The 15,607-nt window shown below is 68.3% G+C and carries 19 protein-coding genes; 9 read left to right on the plus strand and 10 right to left on the minus strand.

Features of this window, described 5'->3' with window-relative positions; translation table 11 throughout:
* Nucleotides 1-61 precede the first annotated feature (61 nt).
* The 3 genes from AB0B48_RS25450 (at nt 62) to AB0B48_RS25460 (ending at nt 1,759) form a co-directional block, all read left to right on the plus strand.
* Nucleotides 62-295 carry an RICIN domain-containing protein gene (locus AB0B48_RS25450; RefSeq protein ID WP_357205835.1) on the plus strand — a complete coding sequence of 78 codons (234 nt, stop codon included), beginning with the start codon at nt 62-64 and terminating at the stop codon, nt 293-295.
* Between the two features lie 468 nt (nt 296-763).
* Entirely contained in the window at nt 764-1,165 is a 402-nt protein-coding gene (locus AB0B48_RS25455) for a hypothetical protein (RefSeq protein WP_357205838.1), read from the plus strand.
* Nucleotides 1,166-1,327: 162 nt separating this feature from the next.
* Complete coding sequence (locus AB0B48_RS25460) at nt 1,328-1,759, plus strand: cyclic-phosphate processing receiver domain-containing protein (RefSeq protein WP_357205885.1); 432 nt, start codon at nt 1,328-1,330, stop codon at nt 1,757-1,759.
* A 1,164-nt stretch (nt 1,760-2,923) separates the two neighbouring features.
* Here AB0B48_RS25460 and AB0B48_RS25465 read toward each other — a convergent pair.
* Nucleotides 2,924-3,556, minus strand: coding sequence for a hypothetical protein (locus tag AB0B48_RS25465; RefSeq protein WP_357205841.1), 633 nt, complete (start codon nt 3,554-3,556; stop codon nt 2,924-2,926).
* A gap of 268 nt (nt 3,557-3,824) precedes the next feature.
* On the opposite strand from AB0B48_RS25465, the gene AB0B48_RS25470 reads away from it, so the two are divergent.
* The 4 genes from AB0B48_RS25470 (at nt 3,825) to AB0B48_RS25485 (ending at nt 6,663) form a co-directional block, all read left to right on the plus strand.
* Nucleotides 3,825-4,418, plus strand: a complete 594-nt coding sequence (locus tag AB0B48_RS25470; protein WP_357205844.1) for a DUF4240 domain-containing protein — start codon at nt 3,825-3,827, stop codon at nt 4,416-4,418.
* A 483-nt stretch (nt 4,419-4,901) separates the two neighbouring features.
* On the plus strand, nt 4,902-5,567 hold the full coding sequence (locus tag AB0B48_RS25475; RefSeq protein WP_357205847.1) for a hypothetical protein: 666 nt from the start codon (nt 4,902-4,904) through the stop codon (nt 5,565-5,567).
* Nucleotides 5,560-5,877: a hypothetical protein gene (locus tag AB0B48_RS25480; RefSeq protein ID WP_357205850.1), complete on the plus strand. Its 318-nt coding sequence runs from the start codon at nt 5,560-5,562 to the stop codon at nt 5,875-5,877. Before AB0B48_RS25475 ends, AB0B48_RS25480 begins: the two co-directional genes overlap by 8 nt.
* Nucleotides 5,878-5,913: 36 nt before the next feature.
* Complete coding sequence (locus AB0B48_RS25485; protein ID WP_357205853.1) at nt 5,914-6,663, plus strand: hypothetical protein; 750 nt, start codon at nt 5,914-5,916, stop codon at nt 6,661-6,663.
* Between the two features lie 9 nt (nt 6,664-6,672).
* On the opposite strand, the gene AB0B48_RS25490 is transcribed toward AB0B48_RS25485, so the two are convergent.
* Nucleotides 6,673-7,143, minus strand: a complete 471-nt coding sequence (locus AB0B48_RS25490) for a hypothetical protein (protein ID WP_357205855.1) — start codon at nt 7,141-7,143, stop codon at nt 6,673-6,675.
* Between the two features lie 228 nt (nt 7,144-7,371).
* Between AB0B48_RS25490 and AB0B48_RS25495 the strand changes: the two genes are divergently transcribed.
* Complete coding sequence (locus AB0B48_RS25495) at nt 7,372-7,623, plus strand: transcriptional regulator (RefSeq protein WP_357205858.1); 252 nt, start codon at nt 7,372-7,374, stop codon at nt 7,621-7,623.
* A gap of 146 nt (nt 7,624-7,769) precedes the next feature.
* Here AB0B48_RS25495 and AB0B48_RS25500 read toward each other — a convergent pair whose 3' ends face one another.
* The 8 genes from AB0B48_RS25500 to AB0B48_RS25535 all read right to left on the minus strand — a co-directional run bounded on the left by AB0B48_RS25500 (nt 7,770) and on the right by AB0B48_RS25535 (nt 13,848).
* Entirely contained in the window at nt 7,770-8,117 is a 348-nt protein-coding gene (locus tag AB0B48_RS25500; protein WP_357205861.1) for a hypothetical protein, read from the minus strand.
* Between the two features lie 112 nt (nt 8,118-8,229).
* On the minus strand, nt 8,230-9,366 hold the full coding sequence (locus AB0B48_RS25505; protein ID WP_357205864.1) for a tyrosine-type recombinase/integrase: 1,137 nt from the start codon (nt 9,364-9,366) through the stop codon (nt 8,230-8,232).
* Nucleotides 9,354-9,734 (minus strand): helix-turn-helix domain-containing protein, encoded by a 381-nt coding sequence (locus tag AB0B48_RS25510; protein WP_357205867.1) that lies wholly within the window; start codon nt 9,732-9,734, stop codon nt 9,354-9,356. Before AB0B48_RS25510 ends, AB0B48_RS25505 begins: the two co-directional genes overlap by 13 nt.
* 106 nt (nt 9,735-9,840) lie before the next feature.
* Nucleotides 9,841-10,323 (minus strand): hypothetical protein, encoded by a 483-nt coding sequence (locus AB0B48_RS25515; RefSeq protein WP_357205869.1) that lies wholly within the window; start codon nt 10,321-10,323, stop codon nt 9,841-9,843.
* A gap of 205 nt (nt 10,324-10,528) precedes the next feature.
* Nucleotides 10,529-11,080: a DNA cytosine methyltransferase gene (locus tag AB0B48_RS25520; RefSeq protein WP_357205872.1), complete on the minus strand. Its 552-nt coding sequence runs from the start codon at nt 11,078-11,080 to the stop codon at nt 10,529-10,531.
* Nucleotides 11,077-11,943 carry a hypothetical protein gene (locus AB0B48_RS25525; RefSeq protein ID WP_357205874.1) on the minus strand — a complete coding sequence of 289 codons (867 nt, stop codon included), beginning with the start codon at nt 11,941-11,943 and terminating at the stop codon, nt 11,077-11,079. The genes AB0B48_RS25520 and AB0B48_RS25525 overlap by 4 nt, the downstream gene beginning before the upstream one ends.
* A complete protein-coding gene (locus AB0B48_RS25530) occupies nt 11,940-12,929 on the minus strand; it encodes a DNA methyltransferase (RefSeq protein ID WP_357205877.1) in 990 nt (329 codons plus the stop codon). Before AB0B48_RS25530 ends, AB0B48_RS25525 begins: the two co-directional genes overlap by 4 nt.
* Nucleotides 12,913-13,848: a hypothetical protein gene (locus tag AB0B48_RS25535; protein WP_357205880.1), complete on the minus strand. Its 936-nt coding sequence runs from the start codon at nt 13,846-13,848 to the stop codon at nt 12,913-12,915. The genes AB0B48_RS25530 and AB0B48_RS25535 overlap by 17 nt, the downstream gene beginning before the upstream one ends.
* Nucleotides 13,849-14,679: 831 nt before the next feature.
* On the opposite strand from AB0B48_RS25535, the gene AB0B48_RS25540 reads away from it, so the two are divergent.
* A complete protein-coding gene (locus AB0B48_RS25540) occupies nt 14,680-15,558 on the plus strand; it encodes a hypothetical protein (RefSeq protein WP_357205882.1) in 879 nt (292 codons plus the stop codon).
* Nucleotides 15,559-15,607 lie beyond the last annotated feature (49 nt).

A 15,607-nucleotide genomic window follows, 5' to 3' on the forward strand; every position in this document is an offset into this window, starting at 1 on the left:
CGCAGTACACGCCGGGACGTATCGGAGGTCTCTGATTCGTGCGACTGTTGGAGGTGCTCTAGTGGCCGAATACCTCGACGTCACCGGCGCGGGTACGGCCAACGGCACGAGGGTGCAGCTCTGGGACTGCAACGGCGGCGGCGCACAGAACTGGGTCCAGGAAGGTAACCGGTTGCGCAACCCGAACTCCAACAGGTGCCTGGACTCCCCGCAAGGCTCGACAGCGGACGGCGCGCGACTACAGATCTGGGACTGCAACGGATCGGCCGCACAGTCCTTCGTGAAGGCCACGTGACGGCCAGCCGAGGCGCACGCTGACGGTCAGGGCCCGGGAGCGGACAGGCTCCCGCGCCCTTTCCGCGCGTTCCAGATACGGCCAGCGCCGGGTTTGTCCGGCGCTCTTCGGCCGGCACACCACGGCGTCCTTCCTGACCGCCAACGAGGTCGACGCTCTGCTCGCCCGCGCCGATTCTGCGGACTTCGGCAGCAGCCGCAGCACCGAGTACCGACGGCCGCTGATTCCACCCCTTGAATAGCTCCGGGGCCCCACGCTGCGAGGGACACTCACCTCCCGACTGCTGCGCCGCCGCCGGCACTGGGTCCCTGCACACTTTGAGTCACCAGCAGACGTTCGCCTCTGTGCGGATGGCGGCAGAAGCGTGCATGGCCTCTGCCGCTCACCGGTACTCGAGGCAGGGAGCTACTGGATGATCGACAAGAGAGTCGTCGGGCGGTCGCGTACGTGGTGGAATTCCGTATGCGGATGAGCGAGGTGCTGACAGAGCTCGTCAGCCGGGACGCGCGCGGCGAGGAAATTATCACGGGAACAGAGGATATCGAACGATGGACGGCGTGGACCCGGCTCGACTACGACGCCTTCCTGGATGGTCTGGCCATGGAACTGGCCACCCGCTATGACAAGGGCCGCTTGCCGTTTGGGACGTGCGACGAGATTGTCAACTGGTTTTATGCTCACCACACGGCCACCTTGGACACGGCGCTACCCGAGGTTATTCTTGACGTGTTCGGGGCGTTCGACGAAGGCGAGTATTACCACGGCGGCGATGCTTCGGAGGATCCGGAGAAGGCCTACACCCGCCCGATGATCAAAGAAGTACTGGCACGTGGCGATACACGCAAGTTCAGCTCAGCACCCGAACAGTGACGCCTCCTATGCCCGCACCGGATCATCGAGCATGATGTCCTACCCGCTCATCGGCAGTTCGGAATGGGGAGCGGCAGCTCCAGCCGTCACGCTGCGTGCCGCGCGGATCGCGGCAAATACGCGTGTCAGATCGTGACGGTGCCAGGCATCATCATCGCGTCGATGCCCGCCGAACAATCCTCCTGGTCGGTGACCCCCCCCCGTTCGTTCGCGGATGGCCGTAGCGCCGAGGTGGCGCGCACCAGCGCCGCGGGAATTGAACTTCTCGATCAGTACCGGGACCGGTGCCTGGACCAGCTGTGGCTGGACCACGACCTGGGCGGGGACGACACGGTCTGGCCGGTCGTGGAGGTTCTGGAACGGGCTACCTTCGACAAGTGCCCCTTTGACGTCGGCGTCATCAACGTCCACTCCGCCAATTCGGCCGGCGCCGCAAAGGTCGCCCAGGTCCTACGACACTGGGGGTATCGGGTCCGACCAAGCGATGATCCGGCGTCAACCAATCGCCGACCGAACTATGCCTTGACCCTCACGTCGTGGCTGTCGCAGGCAGAGGCCATGCGGGGAATAGCTCGACCCAACTCGGCGCGGTAAAGGTCAACTCCGGGGCCGGTGTTGCGAGGGTCTTGCACCCGCTGCACCATCCCCGCCGCAAACACACCAGCGGACTTCAAGTCATCGTGAGCCGAGCGTTCGAACAAGGCACCCACCCGCTGAACCTCATCGGCCGGCACAATGTCCCCTTGCCCTGCCCGAACCAACACCCCAGCCGACCGGCACCCCGTCAGCCCCGGATCCTCATCCCCACGGTCGGCCAACTGCCAATAAGCGGCTCCACCGCCCAACAGGGCCAGCAGCACGACGGATGCCACTGCCACCCCAACCCACCGACGCGGAAGCTTCGAGCCGGCAGAGGAGCCGGTCTCGGTCTGGGAGTCGATCACGCGAAATCTCGTTTCTCGTCGACGAAGGGGTCGGTAAGCTACCACCCGCCGAGCGACCAAAGGCCACGGCTGCCCGATCTGCGCCGCCGCCGTGGTGATCACCATTCCGATCACTGAGCGCCAGCAAAAGGTCGGTGGGCGTAACACCAGCGGCTCAGCAGTGCGCCACAAAGGTCGTTGACGCCTGCGTGCCTGGCGAGACGTCAAGGAGCAAAGGGCCCTGGTTAACGCTTTGCCGGTAGGAGTGATGCTCCAGATGTCAGGGCGGCTGACACCGCCTCGACGAGGCACATGGAGACAGATATCGATCAGCCCCTTGGCGACCTCAGTTCGTTCTGAGAGGTCACACCGACCACTCGCCGCACCGAAACAGTTCAAAGCCCTCAGCCCTGTCCAGATTCGGTCTGCACTCCCGGGCGCGGCGACTGCGCACTGCGAGTGGGCGACGAAGCGTGGAACTACGGCACCTGTGACCGCGTCGTACCCCTGGTCGACTACGTCCATCCTGGCTCGAAGACAGGCCACAGGATGCCGGCTCAGTACTCGGCTTCGTACAGCGGCGGATGAGCCAGACCACCACAGAACACTCCGAGGCCCCGTCTGATCGTCACGGCCCCAGAACCCGGCCGACCGCCGGGCGTACGCCGCGTCAGCATGATCCGACCAGTAGGGTCGATGAGGCGACGGCGCTCGCGAGCCGTCTGGTGAGGCAGGGATTGCAAGGCGATCTCCAGTTGTCCCGCTAGTCCAGCGCGCGCCCGTCAGGGCCCATTCCCGAGAGCATCGCCATCCCTTGGCCACGAAGGGAGGGGGCTCAGTCGATAATGCCTTCGATCTTGTTGGTCAGGTCGAGGATGTCAGGGATGGCATCCAGGACGGTGACCTCGGCCAGGGCGCCCTCGCGGCCGAACCGGCGGCGGTACTCGTCGTAGGGGTAGTCGGCGATCGGCACCCAGGATCGGTGTCCTCGCAAGGGGTGGTTCTTCTGCGTCACCGCGCCAGAGTTGAGCCGGCAGAGTTCGATTCGTGGGCCGTATCGCTCGACGAGGGCGCGGGTGTCGACGTGCAGGACGACTTGGTCCTCCGTTCGGTACTCCTTGGCTTGACGCAGCCGGTCCAGTCGCTCGGCGCTGTCCCAGAAGAAAACCCGAGAGTTGATGGCGGCGAGGTACTCGGCCAGCGAGGAGTCAGGATCGATCTTCTCGGCGATGAATTTCATCGGCTTCTGATCGCGGATCACGGCCGGCAGCAGGCCGGGCGCGCGCAGAACGGTGGACTGCTTGCGTGGTGCGCTCAAGAGTCGCTCACGCTCACTACCGTCGAGGCCGAACAGATCGATCAGTTGCTGCGTGGACAGCAGGCCGTGTCGTTGCACCGATGGCCAAGCGGTCGCCGACATCGTGTGGAAGACCTGCGGATGGCGCGCGATCAGTTCCTCGACGTCCATGCCGGCCATGATGCCCAACGTCCACCAGCGCGGGCCATCAGCGATCCGGTCGTCATCCTCCCATCACCCCGTTGACAGATGGGAGGTCTGCAGCGCTGGCGGTCTGCGCCGCTACCCCTACGCCTGCCGAGACAGCCGCTTTTTGTAACGACCGGCTCGCGCCATCGACGCATGCTCAGGGTCAGGACGGCTTGAGCGGCTACTCGCGACTGGTGCCTGGGTTGCACGGAACGAGTTGTGTCAGTTGGTCGTGGGAGACTCTCGCGCCGTGGACGTTGAGGAGTTTTGGGCGGTCGTGAGGTCGGGCGGGGCGGGTCTCGAGGGGCGGACCGGCGACGACGGTGAGGCCGTTGCCGCGGCAGTGGTGAGGCGTTTGGCCGCTACATCATCGGAGGGCATCCTCGAGTTCCAGGAACTGTTCGATCAGCTCCATGACGCGCTCTACCGGTGGGACGTGTGGGCGGCTTCGTACCTGATCGGCGGTGGATGCTCGGACGACAGCTTCATAGATTTCCGGGCGGGAGTCATCGCGCTGGGGCGCGAGTGGTACGAGCGCGTCCTGGCCTCGCCCGACGGACTGGCTGACCATCCCGCGGTACGACAAGCGGCGGCCGAGGACGACGACGGCGCGCTGTTCGCCGAGTCGGTGAACTACGTAGCCAGCGAGGCCTACGAGCAGGTCACAGGTGGTGACGACGACGCCTTCTACGAAGCGATGAAGGCCCGCCAGCACACTGCGAATGGCATCGACGAGGCCCGCGAGCCCGACATGGGTGAGGACTTCGACTTCGACAACGAGGACGAGATGCGGAGGCGGCTACCCCGGCTGGCCGAGCTGTTCCTCGGTCCTGGCGAGCATTGAGCTCGGCGGCTCAGTCCCAACGCTCGAAGACGGCATGGCCAAGCCAGGACTGAAGCCTTTCGTGGTGAGCCGTTACTTCCGTCGCCGGTGGAGCACATCACGGGGGCGACGAGTAGGAACTACTCGGCCACTCCTCGGCCGTCATGAACGACGTCTACACCTCGGTCATCGTCGAACTAGACGTCGAACGCGCCAAAGCCGAAGCCGCCGCCGAACTCCTCTCCCGCTACCGAGGACGGGCTACCGCGCGTGTATCTGCAGTCAGTACTCGTCCCTAAAGAGGGCGGTGGGTCTTGCGCCCGAAGGCGTAGGCATCGGCAAGGTGCCCGATCCGCGTTTTCGGCCAGATCGCCCGATGACGGCGTCGCATCGACGGGCGGGCACGGGTACTGCGAGTTGACAAGGTTTCACGTACGGTAGTCCTGCCTTCAGGTGATCAGCCCGATGGCCACTCGTTGATTGACGTGAGGAACCGAGGCACGAATGAACGACAGACGCGACCCACGCCTGTCGCTAGCAAGCCTTGATTTCCTCGGTGACGAGGCCGCGCTTCAGCGACAGGTCGGACAGCTACTGCGGGAGAGCGGGGATCTCTCCCGCACGGGTGGTTTCCGTGGATCTGATGCGACCGGATCGGTCTTCGTGGTCATCGACACGCACCGCCGCGTGGACACCGTCACGGTTGGCCGTGAGTGGCGCGGCGAGGTTGGCGTGGCTCGGTTCCCGGCCGCGCTGTTCGAGGCCTACAGTGCTGCCGTCGGCGCCGCACTGGAACAGGCCGCCTTGACGGAACTTCAGCAGGGGCAGGCTCCGCCGACACCGCCACGACCGACAGCGGTGCAGGCGTCGCCGGAGCTCGATGAGGACGTGTGGTCGCGGGCGACCTGGCGCGCGCTGCAGGGCCTCGACGCGGAACTGGATCGGGTGGCACAACTGCGCGTTTCCCCGGTCGAGCAGGCCATGACTAGCCCCAACGGTTGTCTGACGTTGCGGATTCGCGCGAACAGCATTGTCGATATCACCGGCGACACGGCACGGATCGCCCGTGCCGACGCCGGTCAGCTGCAGTTCGAAGCCCAATCCGTCCTTCGCGCCTTCGACCTGGCACGGGCAGATCAACACGACCTTGAGGGGTGGCCAGGTGGATGAGCTAAACGTCATCACCGACGCGTTGCGTACCGAGGGCGGCAAATGGTTGCAGCTGTCCGACAGCGCTTCCGCCGTCAAGAGCGCCGCCGAAGGGCTGACCTTGGACGCCTCCGCCTTCTACATCGGCGACGCCAACGCCGACGTCCACTCAGCCGCGTACCGCGACTTCCACACCTTCATGGTCGCGATCCTCGCCGGGGCGGCGACGGAGTTTGAGCAGGTCGGTGAAGCCCTTCGCCGCGTCGCCGACGCCTACGACCGGGCCGATGAGGTGATCTCGCTGGACCTCAACACGATCTACAGAGCCTAGGCACGCACGTTACGACCAGGAAGGACACTTAAGCTGATGCAGCCCGCACCGCCGGACCTCGAATACGGCGAGCCGTTCAACAAGGCCTTCGACCAGATCCGCGTCGGCGTGGACCTTGCCGTGAAGGGGTTCAACGACGTCGTCTCGCAGGTCAAGGAGTGGGCGTGGCTCATCGGCCCGGCGGCGCTGCTGTGGATCAAACACAACATTGACGCCGCGCGTCGCGGCCTGCGGGAGGTCATGGAGCGTGTTGATCACGCGTTGGAACACCAACTGCCGGTGCTGTCGCTCATTTCGATGAGCTTCCGGTGGGTCACCGAGGTGAAGACACCCGTTTCCCAGCTGTCGTTCGCGATCAGCGAGCCAATCGACCAGAACCTGGTCAAGTGGACCGGCGACGCGGCCCGCGCCTACGCCGACAAGGCTGCCAAGCAGCGGGCGGCGGTCGACGAGTCCGTTCTCAAGGCGGAGTTCATCAGTCAGTGGCTGTTCAAGATCGCTAGGGCCAACGTTGACTACGCGGTCGAGCTAGCGACGGTCGTCACCAATCTGGCGGGTAAGTTCACCCAGGCCGCCGTCGACGCCACGACGGTCATTAACATTCCCTGGGCCATCGACGCGTTGGCCAAGTCTGTCGGCGATATCGTCACCGCGGGGATGGACACCCTCTTGCGGATCGGGGAACGTTTCGTCGACGCGTTGGGTAACGTCCGGGACATCGCGACGCAGGTCGGTGACTACTCCAAGCTTCCCGGCGGCCGTTGGCCCGAAGCTGTCCGCGGGTAGCGCCTGTCATCAGGCGTGCGGCACGGCGGTGTAGGTCGCCTTGAGGATCGCCAGCGCTTTCGCGGCGAGTACCTGCTTAGGCAGGTAGGAATCACCGCCTACCGCGAGCCAGACCTTCACCACCAGGTTGGCGCCCCGGGCGTGGACCATGTACTCGGTGTACTTGAAGCCCGGGTCCGATCGCTTGACGAACCCCTCGGCTTCCTCGCCGACGTCGGCGACGGGGCCGTCCGCCGTCATGCCTGTCACCTGCTGGGTCGCCGTGTAGAGGCGTCCGGCCTCCTCGGCGCTCGTCAATGAGGAGGCTTCCACTAGCAGGTTGGCCTGGTGGTCGTCGGCGGTGCGCATCTCGAACAGGCACGACGAGCCCTGTCGCGCCAGCGGCGGTTTCGGATCGGTACGAGCGACCTTCACCGATAGGTCCGCCAGGGGCGCCAGGTCGACGCGCCGGCACAGGTCGAGGTTGGTGGCGTCGTACAAGGAGTCAACGGCGGGCGGTGGGCTGCTCGTGGCGGGGGCACCAACGATCGGTGAGGTGGTGACGGCGCGGGGCCTTGCCGATCCGCCGTCGTCACACCCTCCGGTAGCCGCGAGCGTTACCAGAAGGCCGACCACCAGCGCCTTTCTCCGGGACCGAGCTTCCACGCTGTTGACCATACCGTCAGCTGCCCAGCGATCGCCCGTGCTAGTTAGCGTTATCGTCGAGGCATGCCCCGCGAGACCATTGAATCTGTCGCTCGCTCCCGCGCCATCACCGCGGCGGCAGTTTTGCAGCAGCTGGTCGATCTCCGCGCCTACCCTCACCGGCACCTCGCCGTGGCCGCCTACGCCGCTGGCGGGGACAGCATCACCCAGGCACTCGCCGCCGCCGACTACCTCAGCCACATGGGGTGGGAACTCATTAATGTGACGGAGGTTGGGAGCGGCAGGATGCTACACGCGATCATGCGACGCAGGTGAGCCAGCAGGGCGAGGACAGCGCACCCGACTGTTCGGCCGTCGCGAGCAAGTCGACATCCGCTGCGGATCCAGCACTCTTAAGGCTGTCATTGCCGATTGTCTTGCCGGGCCAGCGCTGCCCGCAGCCGGAGTGCGGATTCTTGGCTTCATAGACCATCGGGCCACCAGTGTGGATCGAGGCTTCTGCCGTGGCCTCGCGGGCATCGTCCGTAGCCAGTGCTGGAGACGTTCCAGTGGTGGTAGCAGTACGGGGCGTCGCACTGGCCGCAGAATCCGGCGTCGTCGTAGAAACCCGCGGAGGTCACGGCGGCGTACCGGTACGGCTGGGTAAAGGCGTCAGCGATTCGTTGTGCCTCTGCCGGATCCACCGGTCGGCCGGATCCGTTGCCCGCCACGATCCCGGAGAACAGCAGCCACCATTGCTGGCCGCTGTGGCGCTGTCGGGCGGCGGTGTAGGCGTCGCGCTGCGGCGGTGACAGGCGCTGCCAATCCACCGGTTGGGAGGCGGGTGCGACGAGTTCGATGTGGGCTGCCGGGCGCCCGCACACCGCGCACGGAGGTTCCGCGACGAAGGCCTGAGGCATGACTCTCATACTCCCCTGTTCGTTAGGCGACCACGCGCAGTCGTCGGACGGTATCGCTGGCATGGTCGGGCTGGGTGGTTTCCCATCGACGTTGCAGCGCGTCGACGACGGTGGTGATCATTGGCTCGGTGACGTGGCTGTAGATCCCCCGTACACCGGGCAGGCGGTGACCGAGGCGGCGGGCTTGGGTGATCTCGGGGATGCCGTCCTCGATGAGCCATGTCTTGTGGGTGTGGCGCAGGTCGTGGAAGTGCATGCCGGGCAGGACCGGCGGGGTGCCTCGTTGAGGGTTGCCGGCGACGGCGGGTGTCCAGGCCCGGCGGTTGAAGTTGGAGCGCCGCTGGTGGTGGCCGCGGGCTCCGGGGAAGACGATGTCGTGGGGTTGTTCGGCGAGGTGGACGGCGAGGAGGGTGGTCAGGAAGCGGGGCAGCCGGATGTGGCGCACCGAGTCGTTGGTCTTGGGTGGGCCGAGGAACAGCTTGCCTTCGACTTCGTGCAGGGCGCCGACGTCGGGGTGGACGTGGATGCTGCCGGTGGTGAGGTCGACGTTGTCGCGGGTGAGTCCGGTGAGTTCTCCCCACCGCATGCCGGTGTAGGCGGCGGTGAGGATGAGCAGCCCGTCGCTGGGGCGGGCTTGGCGGGCGACGATCGCGGCGACCTGCTCGGCGGTGGCATGCGGTCGCTCACCGCGGATGCCTTTGGGGATGCGGATTCCCCGGCAGGGGTTGAAGGGTAGGCGTCGGTCTTCGACGGCTTCTTGCAGGACCATCGACAGAACCATCATCACGTCGGCGACGGATCGTGGCGAGAGGCGCTTGCCGAGGGCGACGGCGAGGGTTTTGACGTGTTGTCGGCGGATGTCGATCAGCGGCAGCGGGCCGAGGGCGGGCAGGATGTGCAGCCGGAGGTGACTGCGGTAGGCGGCCCAGGTCGCGGGGCCCGCTTGGTGGGTCGTTTCCCAGATCGGAACCCATTCGGCGAGGGGGATGCGTCCGGCGCGGGGGTCGATGTAGGTGTCACGGGCCGCTTCGACGTCGATCTCCTTGGCGCGGATGACGGCGTCGGCGCGCAGGTCGTGGGATGAGTCAGTGGTGACGGTTCCGTCGGGCATGCGCAGGCGCACGCGGAATCGGGTGCCGCGCTTCTCTACCCAGGCCATGGTGTGGTCTCCGTCCGGTTGGTGTCGGGGGTGGTGATTGACGCGTGACTGCCGGGGCGGGGCAAGTCGCCGGTGGGGCGTCGGTGGCGTCGGGTAGTACGCCGGCGAGTGGGGACTTGCGCGGCGGCGGCGATGATGGCGGCGAGGTCGGCGGCTGAAAAGCGCAGGTGCTTGCCGAGGAAGGTGCAAGGGATCTGGCGACGGCCGGCGCGGCGGCGCAGCCATGACTCCGGCACGCGGAGTCGGGCGGCAGCTTCGGCCGGCGTGTAAAGCCGCGGGTCCTGCTCGTCGTGGCCCACTGTTGTCTCGTGAGGGGTGGGGGCGGCCGGTGGTGGTCGGCGTCGGGCGCGGGGCTGGTTGGCAGGCATCGGTCGACTCCCGAACGTCGGAGGTTCTGGCTGTTGAAGATCGGGGTGGTGGCTCGTCGCGGACGGTGTGGGTGCGCCGCGACGAGCCACCGCCGGCTGGCAGAGGCTAGGTGTGCTGGCAGAGCAGAAGTCGCAGGGCAGTCGCCGCTTGGGCGGGGACGACGCCGTTGCCGAGGACCCGCAGTGCGGCGGTGCGGGGCAACCCGAGGGTGGGGTCGGTAACCCAGTGCTCGGGCAGGCCCATGAGCCACTCCACGAACGGCGGCGCGAGGACCGGCTTGCCGTGCCGGCCGGTTTGCGTGGGTTCGGGCGCGGGGCGGCCGAGCAGCAACTCCCAGCGGGCGACCGCAGGGGCATAGCCGCCCCACCGCTGCTCGTCGGGCTGCCCGAGTGCGGCGATGGTAGTGCGCAGGTCCGGGCCGCCGTCGCCGTGGTGTCCGGGGCCGCGCCCGTCGGACGCGCGCGGGGTGGGCAGGATCCGGGCCGGGACCCGCACCGCCGCGGAGGGGAGGGTGAGGTCTCCGTGCGAGCCGCGCTGCCCTGGGCAGCCCTTCTCGCCATCGGTGGCCCTGGGGGTGGGCAGCAGCACCTGAGATAGCGGGGGCCGGAACCCGGCGCCCGCGCGTCGTCCGGGCGTGCCGGTGTCACTCGCTCTCGGTGTGGGCAGCAAACGTTCGGCGTCGGTGTGCGCGTGCTGAACGGTGCGCTCCGCGGTGGTGGGTAGGAAGCCGTGCGTGGAGCCCGACGGTTCGATGAGGTCGGGTAGGCCGTGCTGGTGGCCGGGTCCTTTGCCGTCACGGGCGCACGGTGTCGGCAGCGTCCGCATCCCCTCTCGGGTGTGATGTGGGTGTGGCCAGCAGGAACAGCCGGTCGCGGCGGTGGGCGGCGCCGGTGTCGGACGCGCGTAGGCATAGCCAGCTCGTGTCGTACCCGACCGTGGCCAGGTCAGCTTCGACGACGTCGAATCCTCGCCGCAGGAGGGCGGCGACGTTTTCCACGAACACGAGCGGCGGTCGAAGGACGCGAACGGCGTCGGCGATGGCGCTCCACAGGCTGGAGTGCTCTCCGGTGATGCCGGCACGTTTGCCGGCGTTGGAGATGTCCTGGCACGGGAACCCGGCGGTGAGGACGTCGATGGGCTCGACGCGGGTCCAGTCGATGGTGCGGATGTCGCCGAGGTTGGGCACTCCGGGCCAGTGGCGGGCGCAGACGGTGCGGGCGTGCCGGTCGGTTTCGGCGTACCAGTGCAGCTGGCCGCCGAGCACCAGCTCGACGGCCAGGTCGAGGCCGCCGTAGCCGGTGCACAGCGATCCGATGCGGGGGGCGGTGGTGTGGGCACTGCTCACGTCACCTCCCCGCGCCCGGCGTCGCCTGTCACCGGGTCGCCGTTCGGGCAGGACCAGGGGCCACAACCAGGCACGTCCGCGGGTTGCGGACGGGGGCGCAGCCGCACCTCGTCGAGCGGCACTCGCTGCCTGTGCAGGAAGAACTGGCCGCGCAAGGGGTGTCCGTCGGCGGTGGCCCGGGCGGAGCCGTTGCGGATGGACCGGTCGAAGGCGACAGCGTCGGCCCACTCCTGCGGGCTGTGCTCGCGCAGGGCGAACCAGAAGCCGTCGTCGTGGAACGGGCAGCCCACGCACGACGACTTCGGGGTGTCCGCGAGGCCGTGCGCGGCAAGGAAGCGTAGGCAGTCGGTGCGTCGCCAGCCGATGTCGAGCAGCGGGTGCACGTTGTGGATGTAGGCGACGTCGGAGTCGCGGGCTCGACCGATCTCGTCGAGGCTGATGCCGATCGCGACCTCCGCTCGGACCCCTGCCGGGACGCGCCTCGGGTGTGGGTAGCCCAGCCGCCGCCGTACTTCAGCCTTGATGGGTTTGATCTTGTATTCGGAGGTGCACTGCCGGCGGGCCATACCCCGCTCACCGTGAGGGCCGAGGGTGAACAGGGGCATCGAGGCGAACCGGTGGCGTGGGTCGAGCGCGTCAGCTCGGATGTCACCGGCGCTGACTCGCACCACCTCGATACCGGCCTGTTCGGCGATGCCGGTCAGGCCGTCCAGGTGCCGGTAGACCGCCGCCGGCTCCCAGCCAGTGTCGGCGAAGATCGCCGCGGTGAACCCGGGGATCGTGCCCTGGGCGGCGAGCAGCAGGAGTGTGGAGCTCTGCACGCCGGCGCCCAGGGACAGGTAGCGGTGGGTGGGAAGGCTCACGCGACCACCCCGGATCCGCCCTCAGGTGTGCGCGTCTTGGTGAAGATCAGAACGTCTTCGTGGGCGATGAGGTGCATCGGCACCCCGGACGAGCGGGCCTTGCGGACCTGTTGGAGTTGGAAGAACGACGGCCGGGCGACGAGCTGCCCGTCACGGACGGCGGCGAGGAGGGCGACGCACCGCTCGGTCGGCACGAGTCCGGCGCGCAGCCCGGCGGCGATGACGGCGCTGGGCAGGTCGACCAGCTCGCCGCGTTTGCGCCACGGGCGGGCGGTGACCACGACAGTGCCGCCGGGTCGTAGCAGGGTGGTGCAGCCGCGCAGGATCTCAGCGAAGCCGTCGGTGAGACCGGTCAGGTCGCGGTAGGCGAGGTTGCCCTTGTCCTCGCCGTCGTTGTACCGGTCGTCGTACTTGACGACCCCGTGCTCGCCGGGGCGGACGAGGCCGTGGACGGTCGGCCCGTACGGCGGTGAGGTGACCACGAGCGCCACCTGTCCGCTGAGGGCTTTCGGCACCAGCGACATCAGCCGGGTCGCGTCGCCGCGGATGACGGATGCGCGTCCGCTGGCGCCGTGGTCGTGGGCGTGGCGGATGTTGGCGTCAGCGATGTTCGACCATTGCGGCTCGTATTCGACGCCGAAGGCGTCGCGGCCGGCGTGGACGGCCTCGACCAGGGTGGTGCCGATGCCGCACATCGGGTCCAGGACCAGATCGCCGGGCTCGGTGTAGGCGCCGATGGCGTGGGCGGCGATCGCGGGCAGCATCCGGGCGGGATGCTTGACCGATTCCGGCAGGTACCGGCCGCGGCGTTGGACGGGGCCGGTCGACTGGGCGGTGGCCCAGACGGACAGGCCGTCGGCTGCGACGTGGCGGCAGTCTTCGTACTCGCCAGCCGGGCCCGGGTAGTCCTCGTTGCCGGCGGGGCCGTTGGTGCCCGGCCTTTGGGGGTCGAACTGTCCGGTGGTGTGCTCAGGCACGGCTCTCACCGCCGTCGCGACCACGGCGCCGTCCCGCTCCGGCGGCAGGAGCCGGGTGTGGGATGAAGACCATCAGGTCGGCGTGCACCCGAACGTGGGCGACCGACCACTGCTCGGGGTTGGCGTGGGCCAGGGTGAGCAGTTCCTCGTCGGTGCCGTGGTAGTAGACGAACTGGTCGCCGTCGGTGTCGGCCTCGACGGCGACGATGTGCTGCAGGTAGCCCAGTCCCGCCGCGGCGGCGGCGGCCACAAGCGGGCCGAAGTCCTCCGGCGTGGGCTGCCTGCTGGCGGGGACGCTGACGACGAGGACGAGGCAGCCGCCGGGGCGCAGCAACCGCCCGCCGGCGGCGAGGAGCCGGGCGAGGCGGACCCGGGCCGTCGTGCCCGCCTCGTGCAGTGGCCAGCAGGCGACCAGCAGGCTGGTGGCGGCGTCCAGCGGGCCGTCGTCGGGCGGCCTGACGGCTGCGGCGTCGGCACCGGGCAGGTCGGGGTCGGTGAGGTCGTCGCCGAACCAGTCGACCAACTCGGGCGGGTCCTGCACGTCGCCGGTCTTCGGCTCGCCGGGCGCGGTGAACGGGTTGGTTGCGGTCGTGGGCGCCGGCGAGCCGACGGTGGCGGGTCCGATGATCAGACTGGAGGTGTCGGTGAACCAGGCGCGGTGGTGCTGGCGACCGCCTTGGTCGCAGATCGGTGCGAGGACGTGGTCGGTGGTGAGGTCGACCACCGCCTCCCTGGGCCGGCTGTAGGCCGCGACGAGGCGGTAGGCCAGACGGGTGGGCAAGCTGAAGTGCGGGTCGGCGCCGCTACGGGCGGTGCGCCAGACCGTGATCGGTACCGGCGGGTCGCCGGCGATCACGTCGATGAGGGTGGAGTCGGCCGGCTCGCTGTGCTCGGCCGGCTGGTGCGGGTACGGCGTGTGCTCGCTCATGTGCTGTCGGCTCCGCGCCGCGCCGTGAAGCGCTGACATCCCCAAACCGGGTTTTGTGAGCCTCAGCGAACACTCGCCGAACCCACAGCCGCTCACCGCGCGCGACCCGGCATCGACTTGTCCCGCTTTTCGTGGTCCTGTCTGGTGCGTGGGACGTGGCGGCATCCATCGGCAGGCGCCCTACCTCGACAGGACCGACGTCCTCCCTACTCACTTCTGTCAGTGACGCTGACTCACTGACAGAAGGCACTGACGGTGCCGGCGCCGACCGGAAAAGACGCCCCTGGCGCCGACGTCTACCGGCCCTGTGAGACGTCGCCGAGCGTCGTGTGTGCCCCTGCCGTTGTCATCGGCGCGGCGCCGCTTGTCACCGGGTCGGAATGTCGAGCGGTGACAACCTGCCCGGGACTTGTCACAGGTACGTCCGCAGCCCGCGCGGGCTCGTCCCCAGCGAGCGGGTGACAGGGGCGCCGTGAGCCGACCCGGTTGTCACAGGAGAACAGGCGGGTCCCCTGTGCGGTCGTCCGCGCCGTCTAGCGGGTCGTGACCTGAGCCCGTGCTAACACCCTCGAACCGCGTTGCCACAGGCTCTGTCAGGGTGTCACAGGGCAGGTCAACCGACCTTTGTCAGACCCTCGGCCAACGATCAGCGGTGATGGCGCGCGTGCGGACGGGGCCACCGACAGAGCACCGGGTCGAGGGCGACGGACAGCGCCCTGGGCAGCTCTGTCAGTTCGTTGTGAGCCCTCTGTGGCGCAATCGATGCCACCGATCGTCGTGACAACGCCGGCGACGGCATTCGCATCCCTTCGGTGTCACAGGAGTGTTGACATGAGCGCGTCCGACCCTACGAACTGGCCAGCATCCGCCCTCGACGCGGCGGCGACCGCCTACGCCTCGCTGACCTGCGAGCCCGCGCCGCTGGCTCTCAATTGCACGGCATTCTTCTCCGACGCGCGTCTGCCACAGGCGGTGATGCCGCTGCCCGCGCTGCGGGACTGGCTGTTGCGCCACCCCCGCGCCTACACGGCGCGTGACGAGGTATGGCGGGAGCTGATCCGATGCGCCCGCCTCGACGGGCCACACTGGGTCGTCGCCGCGGTCGGCATGGCGATGCCGGCGCTGCAGCAATACGCGGCGCAGCTGTGCGAGGGCTACACCGGCGACCCCGCGGATATCGACGCCGAGATCCTGACCGGGTTCCTGACCGCGCTTCGCGACCGGGCGGACCTGACCAAACCCGCGCCGTACGCGAGCCTGTGCAAGGCGGCGTGGCGAGCCGGGCGGGACCTGCGGCTGCAGCAGCGTGAGTACCTGCCGGTGCAGGACATTGAGCACCTCGTTGCCGGCTCCCGCACCCCGCCGGTGCCGTACGGGCATCCGGACCTCCTGGTCCGCCGCGCGGTGACCCTCGGGATCCTCGACCCCGAGGACGAGCAGCCCTACATTGACGTGCGGCTCGGTCGCCGGGCGATCGAGCCCATAGCCGCGAGGAATGGCGTCAGCGTCGACGCCTTGCGCATGCGGCTGTCCCGCATCGACAGCCGCATCGTCGAGGCTCTCGCAGACGGACTGCTGACCGGGGTCGCGTCGCCGGAAACCACGGCGCGACTGCGGCAGCAGGCCGATCAGCGCGGTCGTCGCCGCGCAGGACGTGCGGCGTCCGCCCATCGCGAAGCCACCCGGCAGCACGTTGCGGCGGCCGCCTGACGGCCACCCCGGCACGGCATTGGGCCGCCGCGCCCCGGGCCGGGCCACC

It is taken from the genome of Micromonospora sp. NPDC049089, assembly GCF_040648775.1.
Taxonomy (GTDB): Bacteria; Actinomycetota; Actinomycetes; order Mycobacteriales; family Micromonosporaceae; genus Micromonospora.

Bases quoted from the DNA above. Each gene is read 5' to 3' on its own strand.
- AB0B48_RS25455 (WP_357205838.1), top strand. From the start codon at position 764: ATGAGCGAGGTGCTGACAGAGCTCGTCAGCCGGGACGCGCGCGGCGAG.
- AB0B48_RS25460 (WP_357205885.1), top strand. From the start codon at position 1,328: ATGCCCGCCGAACAATCCTCCTGGTCGGTGACCCCCCCCCGTTCGTTC.
- AB0B48_RS25465 (WP_357205841.1), bottom strand. From the start codon at position 3,556: ATGGACGTCGAGGAACTGATCGCGCGCCATCCGCAGGTCTTCCACACG.
- AB0B48_RS25475 (WP_357205847.1), top strand. From the start codon at position 4,902: ATGAACGACAGACGCGACCCACGCCTGTCGCTAGCAAGCCTTGATTTC.
- AB0B48_RS25485 (WP_357205853.1), top strand. From the start codon at position 5,914: ATGCAGCCCGCACCGCCGGACCTCGAATACGGCGAGCCGTTCAACAAG.
- AB0B48_RS25495 (WP_357205858.1), top strand. From the start codon at position 7,372: ATGCCCCGCGAGACCATTGAATCTGTCGCTCGCTCCCGCGCCATCACC.
- AB0B48_RS25505 (WP_357205864.1), bottom strand. From the start codon at position 9,366: ATGGCCTGGGTAGAGAAGCGCGGCACCCGATTCCGCGTGCGCCTGCGC.
- AB0B48_RS25510 (WP_357205867.1), bottom strand. From the start codon at position 9,734: ATGCCTGCCAACCAGCCCCGCGCCCGACGCCGACCACCACCGGCCGCC.
- AB0B48_RS25535 (WP_357205880.1), bottom strand. From the start codon at position 13,848: ATGAGCGAGCACACGCCGTACCCGCACCAGCCGGCCGAGCACAGCGAG.
- AB0B48_RS25540 (WP_357205882.1), top strand. From the start codon at position 14,680: ATGAGCGCGTCCGACCCTACGAACTGGCCAGCATCCGCCCTCGACGCG.